The 18,764-nt window shown below is 57.2% G+C and carries 17 protein-coding genes; 13 read left to right on the forward strand and 4 right to left on the reverse strand.

The features are described 5' to 3' along the window. Positions 1-69: 69 nt before the first annotated feature. From MHZ97_RS17050 to map, 4 genes are all read right to left on the reverse strand, one after another. Complete coding sequence (locus tag MHZ97_RS17050) at positions 70-462, reverse strand: DUF3461 family protein (protein WP_103793996.1); 393 nt, start codon at positions 460-462, stop codon at positions 70-72. A gap of 224 nt (positions 463-686) precedes the next feature. After that, a complete protein-coding gene (dapD, locus tag MHZ97_RS17055) occupies positions 687-1,511 on the reverse strand; it encodes a 2,3,4,5-tetrahydropyridine-2,6-dicarboxylate N-succinyltransferase (protein WP_103793997.1) in 825 nt (274 codons plus the stop codon). A gap of 74 nt (positions 1,512-1,585) precedes the next feature. Beyond that, positions 1,586-4,240 carry a bifunctional uridylyltransferase/uridylyl-removing protein GlnD gene (gene glnD, locus MHZ97_RS17060; protein WP_239315189.1) on the reverse strand — a complete coding sequence of 885 codons (2,655 nt, stop codon included), beginning with the start codon at positions 4,238-4,240 and terminating at the stop codon, positions 1,586-1,588. Positions 4,241-4,307: 67 nt separating this feature from the next. After that, complete coding sequence (gene map / locus MHZ97_RS17065; protein WP_103793999.1) at positions 4,308-5,102, reverse strand: type I methionyl aminopeptidase; 795 nt, start codon at positions 5,100-5,102, stop codon at positions 4,308-4,310. A gap of 316 nt (positions 5,103-5,418) precedes the next feature. Between map and rpsB the strand changes: the two genes are divergently transcribed. The 13 genes from rpsB (at position 5,419) to lpxA (ending at position 18,763) form a co-directional block, all read left to right on the forward strand. After that, positions 5,419-6,144 carry a 30S ribosomal protein S2 gene (rpsB, locus tag MHZ97_RS17070; protein ID WP_048781339.1) on the forward strand — a complete coding sequence of 242 codons (726 nt, stop codon included), beginning with the start codon at positions 5,419-5,421 and terminating at the stop codon, positions 6,142-6,144. Between the two features lie 180 nt (positions 6,145-6,324). Next, positions 6,325-7,176 carry a translation elongation factor Ts gene (tsf, locus tag MHZ97_RS17075; RefSeq protein ID WP_239315190.1) on the forward strand — a complete coding sequence of 284 codons (852 nt, stop codon included), beginning with the start codon at positions 6,325-6,327 and terminating at the stop codon, positions 7,174-7,176. Between the two features lie 154 nt (positions 7,177-7,330). Next, a complete protein-coding gene (gene pyrH, locus MHZ97_RS17080; RefSeq protein ID WP_033793563.1) occupies positions 7,331-8,056 on the forward strand; it encodes a UMP kinase in 726 nt (241 codons plus the stop codon). A 141-nt stretch (positions 8,057-8,197) separates the two neighbouring features. After that, the gene (gene frr / locus MHZ97_RS17085; protein WP_081138425.1) at positions 8,198-8,755 is read left to right on the forward strand and encodes a ribosome recycling factor; all 558 of its coding nucleotides are present in this window, start codon (positions 8,198-8,200) and stop codon (positions 8,753-8,755) included. A gap of 144 nt (positions 8,756-8,899) precedes the next feature. Beyond that, positions 8,900-10,102 carry a 1-deoxy-D-xylulose-5-phosphate reductoisomerase gene (ispC, locus tag MHZ97_RS17090; protein WP_239315191.1) on the forward strand — a complete coding sequence of 401 codons (1,203 nt, stop codon included), beginning with the start codon at positions 8,900-8,902 and terminating at the stop codon, positions 10,100-10,102. 168 nt (positions 10,103-10,270) lie between these two features. After that, positions 10,271-11,023: a (2E,6E)-farnesyl-diphosphate-specific ditrans,polycis-undecaprenyl-diphosphate synthase gene (ispU, locus tag MHZ97_RS17095; RefSeq protein ID WP_033793566.1), complete on the forward strand. Its 753-nt coding sequence runs from the start codon at positions 10,271-10,273 to the stop codon at positions 11,021-11,023. A gap of 18 nt (positions 11,024-11,041) precedes the next feature. Beyond that, a complete protein-coding gene (gene cdsA / locus MHZ97_RS17100) occupies positions 11,042-11,899 on the forward strand; it encodes a phosphatidate cytidylyltransferase (protein ID WP_103794002.1) in 858 nt (285 codons plus the stop codon). Between the two features lie 12 nt (positions 11,900-11,911). Beyond that, complete coding sequence (gene rseP / locus MHZ97_RS17105; RefSeq protein ID WP_239315192.1) at positions 11,912-13,261, forward strand: sigma E protease regulator RseP; 1,350 nt, start codon at positions 11,912-11,914, stop codon at positions 13,259-13,261. Positions 13,262-13,312: 51 nt separating this feature from the next. Beyond that, complete coding sequence (bamA, locus tag MHZ97_RS17110; RefSeq protein WP_103794004.1) at positions 13,313-15,724, forward strand: outer membrane protein assembly factor BamA; 2,412 nt, start codon at positions 13,313-13,315, stop codon at positions 15,722-15,724. 113 nt (positions 15,725-15,837) lie between these two features. Next, entirely contained in the window at positions 15,838-16,335 is a 498-nt protein-coding gene (skp, locus tag MHZ97_RS17115; protein WP_103794005.1) for a molecular chaperone Skp, read from the forward strand. A gap of 3 nt (positions 16,336-16,338) precedes the next feature. Continuing rightward, positions 16,339-17,364 carry a UDP-3-O-(3-hydroxymyristoyl)glucosamine N-acyltransferase gene (lpxD, locus tag MHZ97_RS17120; protein WP_103794006.1) on the forward strand — a complete coding sequence of 342 codons (1,026 nt, stop codon included), beginning with the start codon at positions 16,339-16,341 and terminating at the stop codon, positions 17,362-17,364. 151 nt (positions 17,365-17,515) lie between these two features. Then, positions 17,516-17,971, forward strand: a complete 456-nt coding sequence (fabZ, locus tag MHZ97_RS17125; protein WP_013507953.1) for a 3-hydroxyacyl-ACP dehydratase FabZ — start codon at positions 17,516-17,518, stop codon at positions 17,969-17,971. A 3-nt stretch (positions 17,972-17,974) separates the two neighbouring features. Continuing rightward, positions 17,975-18,763 carry an acyl-ACP--UDP-N-acetylglucosamine O-acyltransferase gene (lpxA, locus tag MHZ97_RS17130; RefSeq protein ID WP_084885441.1) on the forward strand — a complete coding sequence of 263 codons (789 nt, stop codon included), beginning with the start codon at positions 17,975-17,977 and terminating at the stop codon, positions 18,761-18,763. The last annotated feature ends 1 nt before the right edge of the window (position 18,764 follow it).

Here is an 18,764-nt window from a genome sequence, read left to right on the forward strand (position 1 = left end):
CCCGATCGCAAAGTCGCCTGAGGCATCCATGCGCGCTCGGCCCGCGACCTCCCTGTAATATCAGGCGCGTTAGCGGTTGTTGCGCGTCAGCTTTTCCAGATCGCTCTCGATCTCGCTGATTTTGTTGGTGACCACGCTCTCCAGATGACGCAGATCCGCCAGGATTTTGCGCTTGAGATCGACTTCCACCTGATCGCGCTGGCAAATCTGATCCAGCTCGTCGATCACATAGCGCAGGTTGGGGCTGATTTCCTGCACCTCTTTGTAGCCCTGATTGATATTGTCGGCGACGACGGTTTTGCGCTGGCGCGGATATTTAAACTTCACGCTTTTAGCGAAGAACTCGCCTTTGTCTTTGCGGAAGTAAATTTTCAGAATGTCGTTGTTCGCTTCCTGACGCAGGCTGTAGCGATCGATGTCATCGGGATTGTTAATGCCTAAACTTTTAAGATTGTCATACATAGCGATTTTTCCACCAAAAAGAGAGAAGCGCGCATCTGTGTTCACGGCACAAAAATAACTGTAGACAAAAAAACGGATTGAACACTGCGCGACGGGAGATAACTGGCGCGGATTATGACCTGGGTGAAAAGTAAACGCACCTGTTAATTCGTCGCGCGAATCAGGTTGTAAGAGAGGGAAGTGTAAAGAAAAGATGACGGGCCGCAGCGGCCCGTCAGAGAAGCTTAGTCGATAGTGCGCAGCAGTTCGTTGATGCCCACTTTGGCGCGCGTCTTCGCGTCAACCTTCTTCACGATAACCGCGCAGTAGAGGCTGTAGCTGCCGTCTTTAGAGGGCAGGTTGCCGGAAACCACTACGGAGCCCGCCGGTACGCGGCCGTAATGTACTTCGCCGGTTTCGCGATCGTAGATTTTGGTGCTCTGGCCGATGTAGACGCCCATGGAAATCACCGCGCCTTCTTCCACGATAACCCCTTCGACGATCTCCGAGCGCGCGCCGATAAAGCAGTTATCTTCGATAATGGTCGGGTTCGCCTGCAGCGGCTCCAGCACGCCGCCGATGCCGACGCCGCCAGAGAGGTGAACGTTTTTGCCGATCTGCGCGCAGGAGCCAACGGTCGCCCATGTATCGACCATGCTGCCTTCATCAACGTAAGCGCCGATATTGACGTAGGAGGGCATCAGCACGGTATTGCGTGCGATATAGGCGCCCTGACGAACCGCCGCTGGCGGCACGACGCGGAAGCCTGCTTCTTTAAAGCGTGCATCGTCCCAGCCGGCGAACTTCATCGGCACCTTGTCGTAAAAACGGGTTTCTGCGCCTTCCATTACCTGGTTTTCGTTAATGCGGAACGACAGCAGAACCGCCATCTTCAGCCACTGATGCGTTACCCACTGACCGTCGATCTTTTCTGCTACGCGCAGCGCGCCGCTGTCCAGCTGAGCGATCACCTGGTTGATAGCTTCACGGGTCACCGGATCGACGCTCGCTGGGGTAATCTCGGCGCGACGTTCGAAGGCCGTTTCAATAACGCTCTGTAACTGTTGCATAATTTTTTCCTGATCTGTCTGGTGCATGCCGGGCCACGCCCCGGCACAAGAGTAAATAAGTAAATCGATTGCGGTCACACTTTATCGTTTGGATTAAGGGCTTCTGTCAACCGTTGTTGCAACGCTTTGCGCATTTGCGCGTCAAGCGCGCGACGCTCGCTGTTGGCCAGAATAAATAAATCCTCGACGCGCTCGCCGATGGTGCTGATGCGCGCGCCGTGCAGCGAGACGCCCATATCGGCGAAGACTTCCCCTACGCGCGCCAGCAGGCCGGGCTGATCGAGCGCGACCAGCTCCAGATAGCTGCGGCGGTCGGTATGGGTCGGCAAAAAGTTAACCTCGGTATCGACGCTGAAGTGGCGCAGCTTGGCCGACGCACGGCGCGTGCGCGGCGGATTCCAGCTGGTCTGGGCGATCGCCTGCTCCAGCGCCTGGCGGATCATCAGGTGGCGATCGGGCGCCAGCGGACTGCCGTCCGGCTCCAGCACGATAAAGGTATCCATCGCCATGCCGTCGCGGCTGGTAAAAATCTGTGCGTCGTGGACGCTGAGGTTGCGGCGATCCAGCTCGCCCGCCACGGTGGCGAAGAGGTAAGGACGGTCGGGGCTCCAGATAAAAATCTCGGTGCCGCCGCGCGTCGCCTGCGGGCTGACCAGCACCAGCGGCTGGCGCAGGTCGTGCTCCATTAAATGACGCGCATGCCACGCGAGCTGGTTGGGCGTGTGGCGCAGGAAATAGTCGGCGCGGCAGCGGTTCCAGATATTGTGCAGCCGCTCTTCGTCGATATTGTCCATGCGCAGCAGCGCCAGCGCCTGCAGTCGGTGATGGCGCACGCGTTCGCGCAGGTCCGGGCTGTTTTCCATGCCGCGCCGCAGCTGTTTCTCGGTGGCGAAAAAGAGCTCGCGCAGCAGGCTCTGCTTCCAGCTGTTCCACAGCGTTTCGTTGGTGGCGCAGATATCGGCCACGGTCAGGCAGACCAGATAGCGCAGCCGGTTCTCGTTCTGCATTACCTCGGCGAACTGCTGGATCACGGTGGGATCCTGAATGTCGCGGCGCTGGGCCGTTACCGACATCAGCAGATGATGGCGCACCAGCCAGGCGACCAGCTGCGTCTCGCGTGAGTTAAGGCCGTGCAGCTCGGCGAACTCCAGCGCGTCCTGCGCGCCGAGAATCGAGTGATCGCCGTTGCGGCCTTTGGCGATGTCGTGCAGCAGCGCCGCCATAAGCAGCAGCTCCTGCTGCGGCAGACGCGGCCAGAGTTCAACGCAGAGCGGATGCATCGGGCGCGTGGTCTCGCTGGCGAAGCTCTCCAGCTTTTGCAGCACGCGAATAGTGTGCTCATCGACGGTATAGGCGTGGAACAGGTCAAACTGCATCTGCCCGACGATCTGTCCCCACAGCGGCGTGTAGGCCCAGAGCACGCTGTGGCGGTGCATCGGCAGCAGCGCGCGCCTGACCGCGCCCGGATGGCGCAGTATCGCCATAAAGAGCTGGCGCGCTTCCGGGATCTGACATAGCGGCTGCTTGAGGTGACGTCGCGCGTAGCGCAGCTGGCGCAGCGTGGTGGAGTAGATGCCGCGAATATTTTCGTTGCGCACCATTACGTAGAACATGCGCAGGATCGCCTGCGGCTCGCGCTCGAACAGGGTTTCGTCGCGCAGATCGATCAGGTTGCCGCGCAGCTGAAAAGTGTCATCCAGCGGGCGCGGCTTCTCGGTGGTGGAGAGCGCCAGAATCGCTTCGTCAAACAGCTGCAGCAGCATCTGGTTCAGCTCGCCGATACGACGCGTTACGCGGAAGAAATCCTTCATCATGCGTTCGACCGGCTCGTTGCCTTCGCCCTGGTAGTTAAGGCGCTGCGCGACGTTGAGCTGCCGATCGAACAGCAGCCGGTTGTCGTAGCGCGTCAGCGTCAGATGCAGGGCGAAGCGGATGCGCCAGAGAAAGGCCTGGCATTCGTTAAGCTCGTTGCGCTCCGCTTCGGTCAGAAAGCCGAACCCCACCATTTCATCCAGCGTGGTGGCGCCAAAGTGGCGGCGCGCCACCCACTGCAGCGTATGGATATCGCGCAGGCCGCCCGGGCTGCTTTTAATATCGGGCTCAAGGTTGTAGCTGGTGCCGTGATAGCGCTGGTGGCGCGCCTGCTGCTCTTCGATCTTGGCGGCGTAGAAGGTCGCCGACGGCCAGAAACCTTCGCTAAAGATGTTCTTCTGCATCTCCAGAAACAGGGCGACATCGCCGGTCAGCATGCGCGATTCGATAAGGTTGGTGGCGACGGTCAGGTCGGCTAAGCCTTCCAGCAGACACTCTTCCAGCGTGCGCACGCTGTGGCCCACCTCCAGCTTAAGATCCCACAGCAGCGTCAGCAGTTCGCTGGTCTGCTGCGCGCTCGCGTCGTCGAGGGGATCGCGGCTGAGGATCAGAATATCGACGTCGGAGAGCGGATGCAGCTCGCCGCGGCCGTAGCCGCCGACCGCCACCAGCGCAATAGCGGGCAGGGCGTCGAAGCCGTAAAAGCGCCACAGGCGGCGCAGCAGGCGGTCAATAAACAGGGTGCGCGCATCGATCAAGGTTTCAGCCGATTCGCCGGCGTCGAACGCCGTGGAGAGACAGGCGTTAAAGGTTTCCAGCTTCTGCTTCAGGGCGTCGCGGGTCAGCACCGCATCATCCCAGTGCGCCGGGGAGTCTTTCAGGCCGTCAATGACCTCATCCGTCAGGATCGCGCTCATACCGCATCTCTCTTCTTGAGCCATAAAAAAGCCGGCGCAGGGCCGGCTTTTTATCAGTGGGGGACGATTATCCTTCGTTGACCAGCACCGCGTCGATGGTGTCGTCGCTACGCAGGGTCAGGATTTCGCAGCCGTTATCGGTCACCACAATAGTATGCTCGTACTGCGCGGACAAGCTGCGATCTTTGGTTTTTACCGTCCAGCCATCTTTCATGGTGCGGATGCGGTAGTCGCCGGCGTTGACCATTGGCTCGACGGTAAAGGTCATGCCCGCCTGCAGCACCACGCCGCCGTCGTCTGCGTCGTAGTGCAGCACCTGCGGCTCTTCATGGAAGCCTTTGCCGATGCCGTGGCCGCAGTATTCACGCACAACGGAGAAGTCGTGGGATTCAACATATTTCTGAATAGCGCGGCCCAGCTCGCGCAGACGAATGCCCGGCTTCACCAGACGCAGCGCCAGGTAGAGGCTCTCCTGCGTAATGTGGCACAGGCGCTCGCCCTGAATCGTCGGTTTACCCACGATAAACATTTTCGAGGTGTCGCCGTGGTACTCATCTTTAATAACGGTTACGTCGATGTTGATGATGTCGCCATCCTTCAGCAGACGGTCGTCGCTGGGAATGCCGTGGCACACCACCTCGTTGACCGAGATGCAGACCGATTTCGGGAAGCCGTGATAGCCGAGACAGGCGGAGATGGCGTGCTGCTCGTTGGTGATGTAATCGTGGCAGATGCGGTCCAGCTCGCCGGTAGAGACGCCTGGTTTGACGTGCGGGGCGATCATCTCCAGCACTTCGGCGGCCAGCCGGCCCGCGACGCGCATTTTTTCGATTTCTTCAGGGGTTTTAATTGAAATTGCCATTAAATTAATCCGCAGTTGCCGAAAATTTCAGCAATAATGAACGATGTGCTGTCATGTTAGCAGCCGAAAACCAGGCCGCCAAACAGTTCGCGTCGCGCGGCCGCGCGCTGAACAAATTCTGGCTTCAGTAGCCTGGTTGTGGTATAAAGCGCGCCGACGATTCTCTGTCAGACCGTTATGGTCGGCGAGAAACGCGAAAAACTCACTTTGTGTACTAAAACACACATGTATCGACACATACGCCGGGGTGCTTCGAAAGAGGTCGGTCGTATGGGATACATGGAGGCCCAACCCCAAACTTAATCTAGAGGTAATCATGGCAACTGTTTCCATGCGCGACATGCTCAAGGCTGGTGTTCACTTCGGTCACCAGACCCGTTACTGGAACCCGAAAATGAAGCCGTTCATCTTCGGTGCGCGTAACAAAGTTCACATCATCAACCTTGAGCAGACTGTACCGATGTTCAACAACGCTCTGGCTGAGCTGAACAAAATCTCTGCCCGTAAAGGCAAGATCCTGTTTGTCGGTACCAAGCGCGCTGCCAGCGAAGCGATTAAAGAGTCTGCACTGAGCTGCGACCAGTTCTTTGTAAACCACCGCTGGCTGGGTGGTATGCTGACCAACTGGAAAACCGTTCGTCAGTCTATCAAACGTCTGAAAGATCTTGAGACTCAGTCTCAGGACGGCACCTTCGACAAACTGACCAAGAAAGAAGCGCTGATGCGCGGTCGCGAACTGGCCAAGCTGGAAAACAGCCTGGGCGGTATCAAAGACATGGGCGGTCTGCCGGACGCGCTGTTCGTTATCGACGCCGATCACGAGCACATCGCGATCAAAGAAGCGAACAACCTGGGTATCCCGGTATTCGCTATCGTTGATACCAACTCTGATCCAGACGGCGTTGACTTCGTTATCCCGGGTAACGACGATGCGATCCGTGCTGTTAGCCTGTACCTGACTGCCGTTGCCACTACCGTGCGCGAAGGCCGTTCACAGGATCTGGCTGAGCAGGCTGAAGAAGCGTCTTTAGAAAACGCTTAATAAGGTTCGCTCTGACACAGAGCCCTTAGACATCAGATGTAATCTGTTAAGGGGCCAGTCTTGGCCCCTTTATTTTATCTCCGTCTGTCACGCCTCCTTTCAGGCGGGCGGGACAGAGTAAATTTTCCGCAACAGGTGCCTTAGTGCGTAAGCACGGGGGTACGAACCGAGGATTCTGGAATGGCTGAAATTACCGCTGCACTGGTAAAAGAACTGCGCGAGCGTACTGGCGCGGGCATGATGGACTGCAAAAAAGCGCTGACCGAAGCGAATGGCGACATCGAGCTGGCGATTGAGAACATGCGTAAGTCCGGCGCGATCAAAGCGGCGAAAAAAGCAGGCAACGTGGCTGCTGACGGCGTGATCAAAACCAAAATCGACGGCAACTACGGCGTGATCCTGGAAGTTAACTGCCAGACCGACTTCGTTGCGAAAGACGCTGGTTTCCAGGCCTTCGCTGACAAAGTGCTGGACGCGGCGACTGCAGAACGCATCACCGACGTTGAAGCGCTGAAAGCGAAATTCGAAGAAGAGCGCGTAGCGCTGGTCGCGAAAATCGGCGAAAACATCAACATCCGTCGTATCGCAGTGCTGGAAGGCGAGCAGCTGGGTTCTTACCTGCACGGCGCACGCATCGGCGTGCTGATCTCCGCGAAAGGCGCTAACGAAGAGCTGATCAAGCAGATCGCTATGCACGTTGCAGCCAGCAAGCCGGAATTCGTTAAGCCGGAAGACGTCTCTGCCGACGTGGTTGAGAAAGAGTACCAGGTTCAGCTGGACATCGCGTTGCAGTCTGGCAAGCCGAAAGAGATCGCAGAGAAGATGGTTGAAGGCCGCATGAAGAAATTCACCGGCGAAGTCTCTCTGACCGGTCAGGCTTTCGTTATCGATCCGAGCAAAACCGTTGGCCAGGCGCTGAAAGAGCAGGGCGCTGACGTCATCAACTTCATCCGCTTTGAAGTGGGCGAAGGCATTGAGAAAGTCGAAAGCGACTTCGCTGCTGAAGTAGCGGCAATGTCCAAACAGTCTTAATGCTGTGAAAGGAACCGCCAGAAGGCGGTTCTTTTTTGTCTGCTACGCTAAGCAGACACTTTTCAGTCTCATCCCAATAGTAATTTACGCGCGCTAAGCGGATGATCGATCAGATTTAATTTCTCCTTTTCAACTCTTCCAGGAAGAACCGACCATGGCGACCAACGCAAAACCTGTATATCAACGTATCCTGCTGAAACTGAGTGGCGAAGCACTGCAAGGTGCCGAAGGTTTTGGTATCGACGCGAGCGTGCTTGACCGCATGGCGCAAGAGGTGAAAGAGCTGGTCGAGCTGGGCATTCAGGTAGGCGTGGTAATTGGCGGCGGCAACCTGTTCCGCGGCGCGGGACTGGCGCAGGCGGGAATGAACCGCGTCGTCGGCGACCACATGGGCATGCTGGCGACCGTGATGAACGGCCTGGCGATGCGCGACGCGCTGCACCGTGCGTATGTCAACGCGCGCCTGATGTCTGCCATCCCGCTCAACGGCGTGTGCGACAACTACAGCTGGGCCGAAGCGATCAGCCTGCTGCGCAATAACCGCGTGGTGATTTTCTCCGCCGGCACCGGCAACCCCTTCTTTACCACCGACTCGGCGGCCTGCCTGCGCGGCATCGAGATCGAGGCGGACGTGGTGCTGAAAGCAACCAAAGTCGACGGCGTTTACTCCGCCGATCCGGTGAAAAACCCGGATGCAACGCTCTACGATCAGCTCTCCTACGCCGAAGTGCTGGAAAAAGAGCTGAAAGTGATGGATCTGGCCGCCTTTACGCTGGCGCGTGACCACCAGCTGCCGATCCGCGTATTTAATATGAATAAACCTGGCGCACTGCGTCGCGTCGTTATGGGTGAAAAAGAAGGCACCCTGATTACGCATTAATACCCGACGCAAGATAAAATAAGGTATATTCTGTCGGCGCGGTGAACCTCACCGCGCACCATTCAGGATTATCGCTCAACAGCGATACCGCTTCCGGCGCCGCCGGAATGGCCAGGTCAAACCGAATCCAAGGGTTTCAACGTGATTAACGACATCAAAAAAGATGCTGAAACGCGCATGGACAAATGCGTCGAAGCGTTTAAAAACACCATCAGCAAAGTGCGCACCGGTCGCGCTTCTCCTTCACTGCTCGACGGTATCGTGGTCGAATACTACGGTACGCCGACGCCGCTGCGTCAGCTCGCTTCCGTTACCGTAGAAGACTCACGCACGCTGAAAATCAACGTGTTCGACCGCTCCATGGGCCCGGCAGTGGAAAAAGCCATTATGGCTTCCGACCTCGGCCTGAACCCGAACTCAGCCGGTAGCGACATCCGCGTTCCGCTGCCTGCGCTGACCGAAGAGCGTCGTAAAGATCTTATCAAGATCGTGCGCGGCGAAGCTGAGCAGGGCCGCGTTTCCGTGCGTAACGTGCGCCGCGACGCCAACGACAAAATCAAAGCCTTGTTGAAAGATAAAGAGATCAGCGAAGACGATGAGCGTCGTACGCAGGACGAGATCCAGAAAATGACCGATGCGCGCATCAAGAATGTTGATGCTGCGCTGGCTGAAAAAGAGAAGGAGCTGATGGAGTTCTAATCCCATCGGTTGCTCTCTATACCCGATATCCTTGGGTATAAAACGCCGTTCAGGGCTGTATTCATTGCGAATGCGCTCTGGCGGCGTTTTACATTATGCTGCTGCGCAAGCGGCGTTATTCGACGTCTTCACAGGGATAGCTTAATGAAGCGATTAACTTTGCTGGGTTCTACCGGATCGATCGGCGCCAGCACGCTGGCGGTGGTTCGCGCCAATCCTGAACTCTATCAAATCACCGCGCTGGTCGCCGGACAAAACGTCGCGCTGATGGCGGAACAGTGCCAGACATTTCAGCCGCGCTACGCCGCGATGGCGGATGAAGCGGCCGCGCAGGCGCTGCGTGAACGACTGAAAGCACTCAACGTCTCTACCGAAGTGCTCTCCGGCGTTCAGGCCGCGTGCGAGCTGGCGGCGCTTGACGAGGTCGACCAGGTGATGGCGGCGATCGTCGGTGCCTCGGGTTTGCTGCCAACGCTGGCGGCGATCCGCGCCGGAAAAAGCGTGTTGCTCGCCAATAAAGAGTCGCTTGTCACCTGCGGCCGTTTGTTTATGGAGGCTGTGCGTCATCATCAGGCGCAGCTGCTCCCCGTCGACAGCGAGCATAACGCCATTTTTCAGAGTTTACCCGCTTCCATCCAGCATCAGTTAGGATACGCTGACCTGCGAGAAAATGGCATTGAGTCCATTATCCTTACGGGATCGGGTGGTCCTTTTCGTGACACGCCGCTGGCTGACCTTGCGACCATGTCGCCGGCGCAGGCCTGCGCGCATCCGAACTGGTCGATGGGACGTAAAATCTCCGTCGACTCGGCCACCATGATGAATAAAGGTCTCGAATACATTGAAGCCCGCTGGTTATTTAACGCCAGCGCAGCGCAAATGGAGGTGATCCTGCATCCGCAGTCGATGATCCACTCCATGGTGCGCTACTGCGACGGCAGCGTGCTGGCTCAGCTCGGTTCACCGGATATGCGCACCCCCATTGCACACTGCATGGCCTGGCCCGCGCGTATTTCGGCAGGCGTTACGCCGCTGGACTTCACCCGCATGTCCGCGCTGACGTTCGCTGAACCCGACTTTGCCCGCTACCCTTGCCTGAAACTGGCGATAGATGCCTGCGAGGCAGGGCAGGCGGCGACCACCACGCTCAACGCGGCCAATGAGGTTGCGGTGGCGGCCTTTCTGGATAACCAGATCCGCTTTACCGACATCGCGGCGATCAACAGCGAAGCGCTGGCGGCTCAGGCGTTTGCGGAGCCAGATTCGGTTGAGGCCGTGCTGGATATCGATCGTGCCGCACGCGCCAGCGCCACAGCGATGCTGCCGCGTTTCGCGACCTTGCGTTAACGCGCGCCGCTATTTGTTCGCCTGTAGCGAAAATGGTATAGTCGCTCGCTCGCGTTTCCGGGTATGGCATCGCATCTGATGCGCCTCGCCCCTTTTGGGCGGGAGAAGACCGGGCGCAATGTATTCAGAAACCACAGCATTTCTGACAACAGGAATTAATTACGCGTTATGTCGTCCAATAATCACAACAAAACCGATGACCAACAGGGAACAGGCCCGCGTCACGTGGCTATCATTATGGATGGCAATGGTCGTTGGGCTAAAAATCAGGGAAAACTGCGTATTTCCGGCCATAAAGCGGGCGTTAAAGCGGTGCGCCGCTCCGTCAGCTTTGCCGTCAGCAATAATCTCGAAGCGTTGACGCTCTATGCCTTCAGCAGTGAGAACTGGAGCCGTCCGCCTCAGGAAGTCACGGCGCTGATGGAGCTGTTTGTCTGGGCGCTCGACAGTGAAGTAAAGAGCCTGCACAAGCACAACGTGCGTCTGCGCATCATCGGCGACGTGAGCCGTTTCAGTAACCGTATTCAGGAGCGTATTCGTCGCGCCGAGGAACTGACTCAGCAAAATAGTGGACTGACTCTCAATATTGCCGCGAACTATGGCGGACGTTGGGATATTATCCAGGGAGTGAAAAAACTCGCTGAGCAGGTTCAGGAAGGTTTGCTGCGTCCTGACCAGATCACCGAGGAAAACCTGTCTGCCCATCTGTGCATGCAGGGACTGGCTCCAGTGGATTTAGTGATAAGGACCGGGGGAGAGCATCGGATTAGCAACTTCCTGCTGTGGCAGATCGCCTATGCTGAGTTTTATTTTACCGATGTTCTCTGGCCTGATTTTGATGAACACGTTTTTGAAGGTGCACTGAATGCATTCTCTCTGCGGGAGCGTCGTTTTGGCGGCGCTGCACCAGGCGGCGCCTGAGCAAACAGGGGGTAACCTTTGCTGAAGTCTCGTCTGATTACCGCGCTTATTCTTATTCCGCTGGTGATTGCTGCGCTTTTCTGGTTACCGCCCGTTGGTTTTGCGATTACGATGATTATTATCTGCATGCTCGGCGCCTGGGAATGGGGCCAGCTTGCGGGCATGGCGTCGCGCCAACAGCGCATCTGGCTTTCCCTGCTGTGCGGGCTGCTGCTGGCGGGGATGCTCTTTACTCTTCCTCCCTATCAGCGTGACGTGCATCTGCCGCAGGTCGCCACGTCGCTCTGGGCGTCGCTGGCGTGGTGGATTGCGGCTCTGCTCCTGGTTCTCTCCTATCCCGCATCGGCCGCGCTGTGGCGTCAATCGCGTCCCCTGCGCCTGCTGTTCGGCATTCTCACACTCATCCCCTTTTTCTGGGGCATGGTAGCGCTGCGTCAGTATCACTATGAGAGCGATCGCTTTGCGGGCGCCTGGTGGCTGCTGTTCGTGATGTTCCTGGTGTGGGGCGCCGATTCCGGTGCCTACATGTTCGGCAAGATGTTTGGCAAGCATAAGCTGGCACCCAAAGTCTCGCCCGGTAAAACCTGGGAAGGCTTTCTCGGCGGTCTGGTCTCCTCCGCGCTGCTCGCCTGGCTGTTCGCCAGCTTCGCGCCGCTGACCGTTTCCGCCGGCACGCTGATCGTCTGCGCCGTCGTGGCGACGCTCGCTTCGGTGCTGGGCGATCTAACGGAAAGTATGTTCAAACGTGAAGCGGGCATCAAAGACAGCGGCAGCCTGATCCCGGGTCACGGCGGTATACTCGATCGCATCGACAGCCTTACCGCTGCGGTGCCGGTTTTCGCCTGTTTGCTGCTGCTGGTGTTCCGCACTCTCTGAGGACAGGCGTAGATGTTGAGTATACTGTGGAGTTTTGTCGCCTTTATCATCGCCCTTGGCGTGCTGATCACCGTTCATGAGTTCGGCCATTTCTGGGTGGCGCGCCGCTGCGGCGTGCGCGTAGAGCGCTTCTCGATCGGTTTCGGCAAGGCGCTCTGGCAGCGTCGCGACCGTCAGGGCACCGAATATGTGATTGCACTGATCCCGCTCGGCGGCTATGTCAAAATGCTCGACGAGCGCGTGGAAAGCGTGCCCGCCGAGCTGCGTCATCAGGCTTTCAACAATAAAGCCATCTGGCAGCGCGCCTCGATTATCGCCGCCGGTCCCGTCGCTAATTTCATCTTCGCCATCTTCGCCTACTGGGTCGTGTTTATTCACGGCGTGCCCGGCGTGCGCCCGGTCGTTGGCGAAATAGTGAACGGTTCGGTGGCGGCGCAGGCGCAAATTGTCAGCGGAATGGAACTTAAAGCAGTCGACGGTATCGAAACGCCTGACTGGGATGCCGTGCGTATGGCGCTGATCGGCAAAATCGGTGACGCGCAGACGGTGCTGACCGTCTCACGCTTCGGCGAAGAGGCGACGCAGCAGAAAGCGGTTGACCTGCGCGACTGGCAGTTCGAGCCAGACAAAGAGGATCCGGTTGTGGCGCTGGGCATTCGTCCGCGCGGCCCGCAAATCGAAACCACGCTGGCGGAGGTGCAGGCAGATTCCCCAGCGAGCGTTGCCGGTTTGCAAGCGGGCGACAGGATCGTTAAAGTCGATGGTCAGCCGTTAACGCAATGGCAGACTTTTGTCATGCAGGTGCGGGATAATCCTGGCAAAGAGATGGTCCTGGACGTCAATCGCAACGGCGAAACGGTGCAGCTGCACCTGACGCCGGAAGCCAGGCCGGGCGCGAAGGCAGAAGGGTTCGCCGGGGTTATCCCGCGCGTTGTTCCGCTGCCGGAGGCCTATAAAACGGTAAGGCAGTATGGCGCGTTTGACGCTATCGGTGAGGCCAGCGCGAAAACCTGGCAACTGATGAAGCTGACGGTCTCCATGCTGGGCAAGTTAATTACCGGCGATGTGAAGCTGAACAACCTGAGCGGGCCGATTTCGATTGCGCAGGGTGCAGGATTGTCAGCGGAATATGGGATGATTTACTACCTGATGTTTCTGGCGTTGATTAGCGTCAACCTTGGGATCATCAATCTCTTCCCACTGCCGGTGTTAGATGGTGGGCATTTGCTCTTCCTGGCGATCGAAAAGATCAAAGGTGGACCGGTGTCCGAGCGAGTTCAGGACTTCAGTTATCGCATTGGCTCAATCCTGCTGGTGTTGTTAATGGGGCTTGCACTTTTCAATGATTTCTCACGTCTGTAATCGCTGGAACGCAGACAGACGCGGGATGTGTTAGGAAAACGCATAATAACGATGGCGATGAAAAAGTTGCTCATAGCGTCGCTGCTGTTTAGCAGCGCCACCGTTTACGGTGCAGACGATTTCGTGGTGAAGGATATTCATTTCGAAGGGCTGCAGCGAGTCGCCGTCGGCGCGGCTCTGCTGAGCATGCCGGTACGAGTGGGCGATACGGTTAATGACGAAGATGTCAAAAATACCATTCGTTCACTCTTCGCTACCGGCAACTTTGAGGATGTTCAGGTCCTGCGCGACGGAACTACGCTGATTGTTCAGGTTAAAGAACGTCCTACCATTGCCAGCATTACCTTTACCGGCAACAAAGCGGTGAAAGAGGAGCAGCTCAAGCAGAACCTTGAGGCCTCTGGCGTACGCGTAGGCGAAGCCCTGGACCGCACCACCATCTCCTCGATTGAGAAGGGACTGGAGGATTTCTACTACAGCGTCGGTAAATATACCGCCAACGTGAAGGCGGTGGTGACGCCGCTGCCGCGCAACCGCGTCGACCTGAAACTGGTCTTCACCGAGGGCGTCTCTGCCAAGATTCAGCAGATTAACATCGTCGGCAATAAGGCGTTTAGCTCTGACGAGCTGATCTCCCGCTTCCAGCTGCGCGACGAAGTGCCGTGGTGGAACGTGGTAGGCGATCGCAAATATCAGAAGCAAAAACTGGCGGGCGACCTTGAAACCCTGCGCAGCTTCTATCTCGATCGCGGCTATGCGCGCTTCAACATCGATTCCACGCAGGTCAGCCTGACGCCGGATAAAAAAGGCATCTATATCACCGTTAACATCACCGAAGGCGAGCAGTACAAAATCGCCGGCGTGATCGTCAACGGCAGCATGGCGGGCCACTCGGCAGAAATCGAACATCTGACACAAATTCCATCGGGCGAGCTCTATAACGGCACCAAAGTTACCCAGATGGAAGATGACATCAAGAAGCTGCTGGGCCGCTACGGCTACGCCTATCCGCGCGTGATGACGCAGCCGGAAATCAACGACGCCGACAAAACGGTGAAGCTGCATATCAGCGTGGACGCCGGCAACCGCTACTACGTGCGTAAAGTGCGCTTCGAAGGCAACGACACCTCGAAAGATGCGGTGCTGCGTCGCGAAATGCGTCAGATGGAAGGCGCATGGCTGGGCAGCGACCTGGTAGAGCAGGGTAAAGAGCGCCTGAACCGTACCGGCTACTTTGAAACCGTCGACGTGGATACCCAGCGCGTGCCGGGTGCGCCCGATCAGGTAGACGTGGTCTACAAGGTAAAAGAGCGCAATACCGGTACCTTTAACTTCGGCGTCGGCTACGGCACCGAAAGCGGCGTCAGCTTCCAGGTCGGCGTAACCCAGGATAACTGGCTCGGCACCGGCAACACGGTAAGCATCAGCGGTACCAAGAATGATTACCAGACCTATGCCGAGTTCTCGCTGACCGATCCGTACTTTACGGTGGATGGCGTGAGCCTGGGCGGCCGCGTCTTCTACAACGACTTTAAAGCGGACGATGCGGACCTGTCGGACTACACCAACAAGAGTTACGGCGTAGACGGCACCCTGGGCTTCCCGGTCAACGAAAACAACACGCTGCGCGTGGGTCTGGGCTATGTCCATAACGACCTCTCCAACATGCAGCCGCAGGTGGCGATGTGGCGCTATCTCGACTCGGTCGGCAAGCCGCAGGAGCTTAACGATAAAGGCGATTTCTCCGCGGATGACTTTACCTTTAACTACGGCTGGACATACAACACCCTCGATCGCGGCTTCTTCCCGACCGCGGGTAACCGTACCAACCTGAACGGTAAGGTCACGATTCCGGGCTCCGACAATAGCTTCTATAAAGCGACGCTGGATACCCAGCAGTACGTGCCGCTGAACCGCGATCGCACCTGGGTGCTGTTAGGCCGCGGCCGCGTCGGCTACGGCGATGGTCTGGGCGGCAAAGAGATGCCGTTCTATGAGAACTTCTATGCGGGCGGCTCCAGCACGGTGCGCGGCTTCCGCTCCAACACCATCGGTCCAAAAGCAGCCTACCTGAACGACCGCTCATCAACCTGTACGCTGAGCGATCCGAACGGCATCTGTAAGTCGGACGATGCGGTCGGGGGCAATGCGATGGCGGTGGCCAGCCTGGAGCTGATTACCCCGACGCCGTTCCTGAGCGAAAAATATGCTAACTCGGTACGAACTTCGCTGTTCGTGGATGCGGGTACCGTCTGGGACACCAAGTGGGAGAATACGGCTGAAACCCGTGCCGCTGGCATCCCGGACTATAGCGATCCAAACAATATCCGCGTTTCAAGCGGTATTGCGCTGCAGTGGATGTCCCCGCTGGGGCCGCTGGTCTTCTCCTATGCCCAGCCGGTCAAAAAAGTGGAAGGGGATAAATCAGAACAGTTCCAGTTTAACATTGGTAAAACCTGGTAAGGTTCTGAGCAAGGAAGCATAAGCTGAAGTCTTGCTACCGAACCGCGGTTTTTCAGGCGGTTCGGAGCAAACACTGTGTCGCTGACACAAACGTTGATGGTAAGGAGTTTATAGTGAAAAAGTTGTTGTGTGCCGCAGGACTGGGTCTTGCTTTAGCTGTATCCGCAGGCGCTCAGGCTGCTGACAAAATCGCAGTGGTAAACGTGTCCAGCATTTTCCAACAGTTACCGCAGCGTGCGACCGTTGCTAAACAGCTGGAAAACGAGTTTAAAGGCCGCGCAACCGAGCTGCAGAGCCAGGAACGCGACCTGCAGACCAAAATGCAGCGCCTGCAGCGCGACGGTTCAACCATGAAGGCCAGCGAGCGCAGCCGCATGGAGAAAGATGTCATGTCGCAGCGTGAAGCGTTCTCTTCAAAAGCGCAGGCTTTTGAGCAGGATAACCGTCGTCGTCAGATGGAAGAGCGCAACAAGCTGCTGAGCCGTATTCAGGACGCCGTGAAGAAAGTGGCGAGCGACGAAGGTTATGACGTGGTGATCGACGCCAACGCCGTAGCTTACGCAGCGAACGCGAAAGATATTACCGCTGACGTGCTGAAACAGGTTAAATAATCGATGTCATCAATTCGACTGGCTGATTTAGCCCAGCAGTTGGATGCAGAATTGCACGGAGATGGCGATATCGCCATCTCCGGCATTGCTTCTATGCAATCCGCCCAAACCGGCCAAATCACATTTCTTAGCAACAGCCGCTACCGCGAGCAGCTCGTCCAGTGTCAGGCATCGGCCGTGGTGCTGACGGAAGCGGATCTGGAGTGGTGTCACTCGGCCGCGCTGGTGGTGAAGAATCCCTATCTGACCTATGCGCGCATGGCTCAGCTGCTGGATACCACGCCGCAGCCTGCGCAGAATATCGCGCCCAGCGCGGTAATCGATCCCAGCGCGACGCTGGGGCAAAACGTCTCTGTCGGCGCCAACGCGGTGATCGAGTCGGACGTGGTGCTGGGTGACAACGTGGTGATCGGCGCGGGCTGCTTCGTCGGTAAAAAGACGCGCATCGGCAACAACAGCCGCCTCTGGGCCAACGTCACCGTCTACCATGAGATCGAAATCGGTCAGGATTGTCTGATTCAGTCCGGCACCGTGATCGGCGCGGACGGTTTCGGCTACGCCAACGATCGCGGCAACTGGGTGAAAATCCCGCAGCTTGGCGCTGTAATTATCGGCGATCGGGTAGAAATCGGCGCCTGTACCACTATCGATCGTGGCGCGCTGGATAACACTCTGATCGGCAATGGTGTTATCATAGACAACCAGTGTCAGATCGCACACAACGTGGTTATTGGCGACAATACCGCGGTTGCGGGTGGTGTGATCATGGCGGGTAGTTTGAAAATTGGACGTTACTGTATGATTGGCGGTGCCAGCGTCATTAACGGCCATATGGAAATCTGTGACAAGGTGACTGTGACCGGTATGGGCATGGTTATGCGTCCTATCACAGAGCCTGGGGTATACTCCTCGGGCATTCCGCTACAACCCAATAAAACCTGGCGCAAAACTGCAGCGCTGGTGATGAACATCGATGACATGAGCAAGCGCTTAAAAGCCATCGAGCGGAAGGTCGGCAAAGACGACTAAACGCCATCCCACATGCGACCGGCTTGCTAATAAAAACTGTTAAGCAGGCAAGCCAGGCGCCATTGAACCGATTTCGGCCTGCGGAGGATCATTTTGATCTGTGCAGGCCGTGTTATTGATGTCATCAGATTTTTAGGACAGGAAGAGTATTTTGACTACTGAAACTCATACTCTGAAAATTGAAGAAATTTTAGAGCTGCTGCCGCACCGCTACCCGTTTCTGCTGGTTGACCGCGTGCTGGAGTTTGAAGAGCACAAGTATCTGCGCGCGGTAAAGAACGTCTCTGTTAACGAACCGTTTTTCCAGGGGCATTTTCCTGGTAAACCGATTTTCCCCGGCGTTCTGATCCTCGAAGCGATGGCGCAGGCTACCGGTATCCTGGCGTTTAAAAGCGTGGGTAAACTGGAGCCGGGCGAGCTCTACTATTTCGCCGGCATCGACGAAGCCCGTTTCAAGCGTCCGGTTGTACCGGGCGATCAAATGATCATGGAAGTGACTTTCGAGAAAACCCGCCGCGGTTTGACGCGTTTCAAAGGCGTTGCTACCGTTGACGGCAAGATTGTCTGTGAAGCGACCATGATGTGTGCCCGTAGCCGGGAGGCATAATCTGTGATTGATCCAACCGCCACCATACATGCCAGTTCCGTCATCGAAGAAGGGGCCATTATCGGCCCTAACGTTCACATTGGCCCGTTCTGCTTTATCGGCGCGCATGTGGAGATCGGTGAAGGTACCGTCCTGAAGTCGCATGTGGTCATTAATGGCCACACGCGTATCGGGAAAGATAACCAGATCTATCAGTTCGCCTCTATCGGCGAAGTGAATCAGGATCTTAAATACGCCGGCGAGCCGACGCGCGTTGAAGTAGGCGACCGCAACCGCATCCGCGAAAGCGTAACCATTCATCGCGGCACCGCACAGGGCGGCGGCGTCACCACTATCGGCAGCGATAACCTGCTGATGGTGAACGCGCACATCGCACACGACTGCGTGATCGGCAACCGCTGCATCTTCGCCAACAACGCCACGCTGGGCGGCCACGTGACCGTGGACGACTTCGCGATTATCGGCGGCATGACGGCGGTGCATCAGTGGTGCACTATCGGCGCGCACGTAATGGTAGGCGGTTGTTCAGGCGTTGCACAGGATGTGCCGCCGTATGTTATCGCGCAGGGCAACCACGCGACGCCGTTCGGCATCAATATCGAAGGCCTGAAGCGCCGCGGTTTCAGCAAAGAGGCGCTGCACGCCATTCGCAACGCCTACAAAGTGCTCTACCGCAGTAACAAAACGCTGGAAGAAGCCAAGCCGGAAATTGAAGCGCTGGCGAAGCAGCATAGCGAAGTGCAGCCCTTCTACGACTTCTTCGCTCGTTCCACGCGTGGATTGATTCGTTAAT

The organism is Pantoea sp. ACRSC, assembly GCF_022346785.1.
Classification (GTDB): Bacteria; Pseudomonadota; Gammaproteobacteria; order Enterobacterales; family Enterobacteriaceae; genus Pantoea; species Pantoea alvi.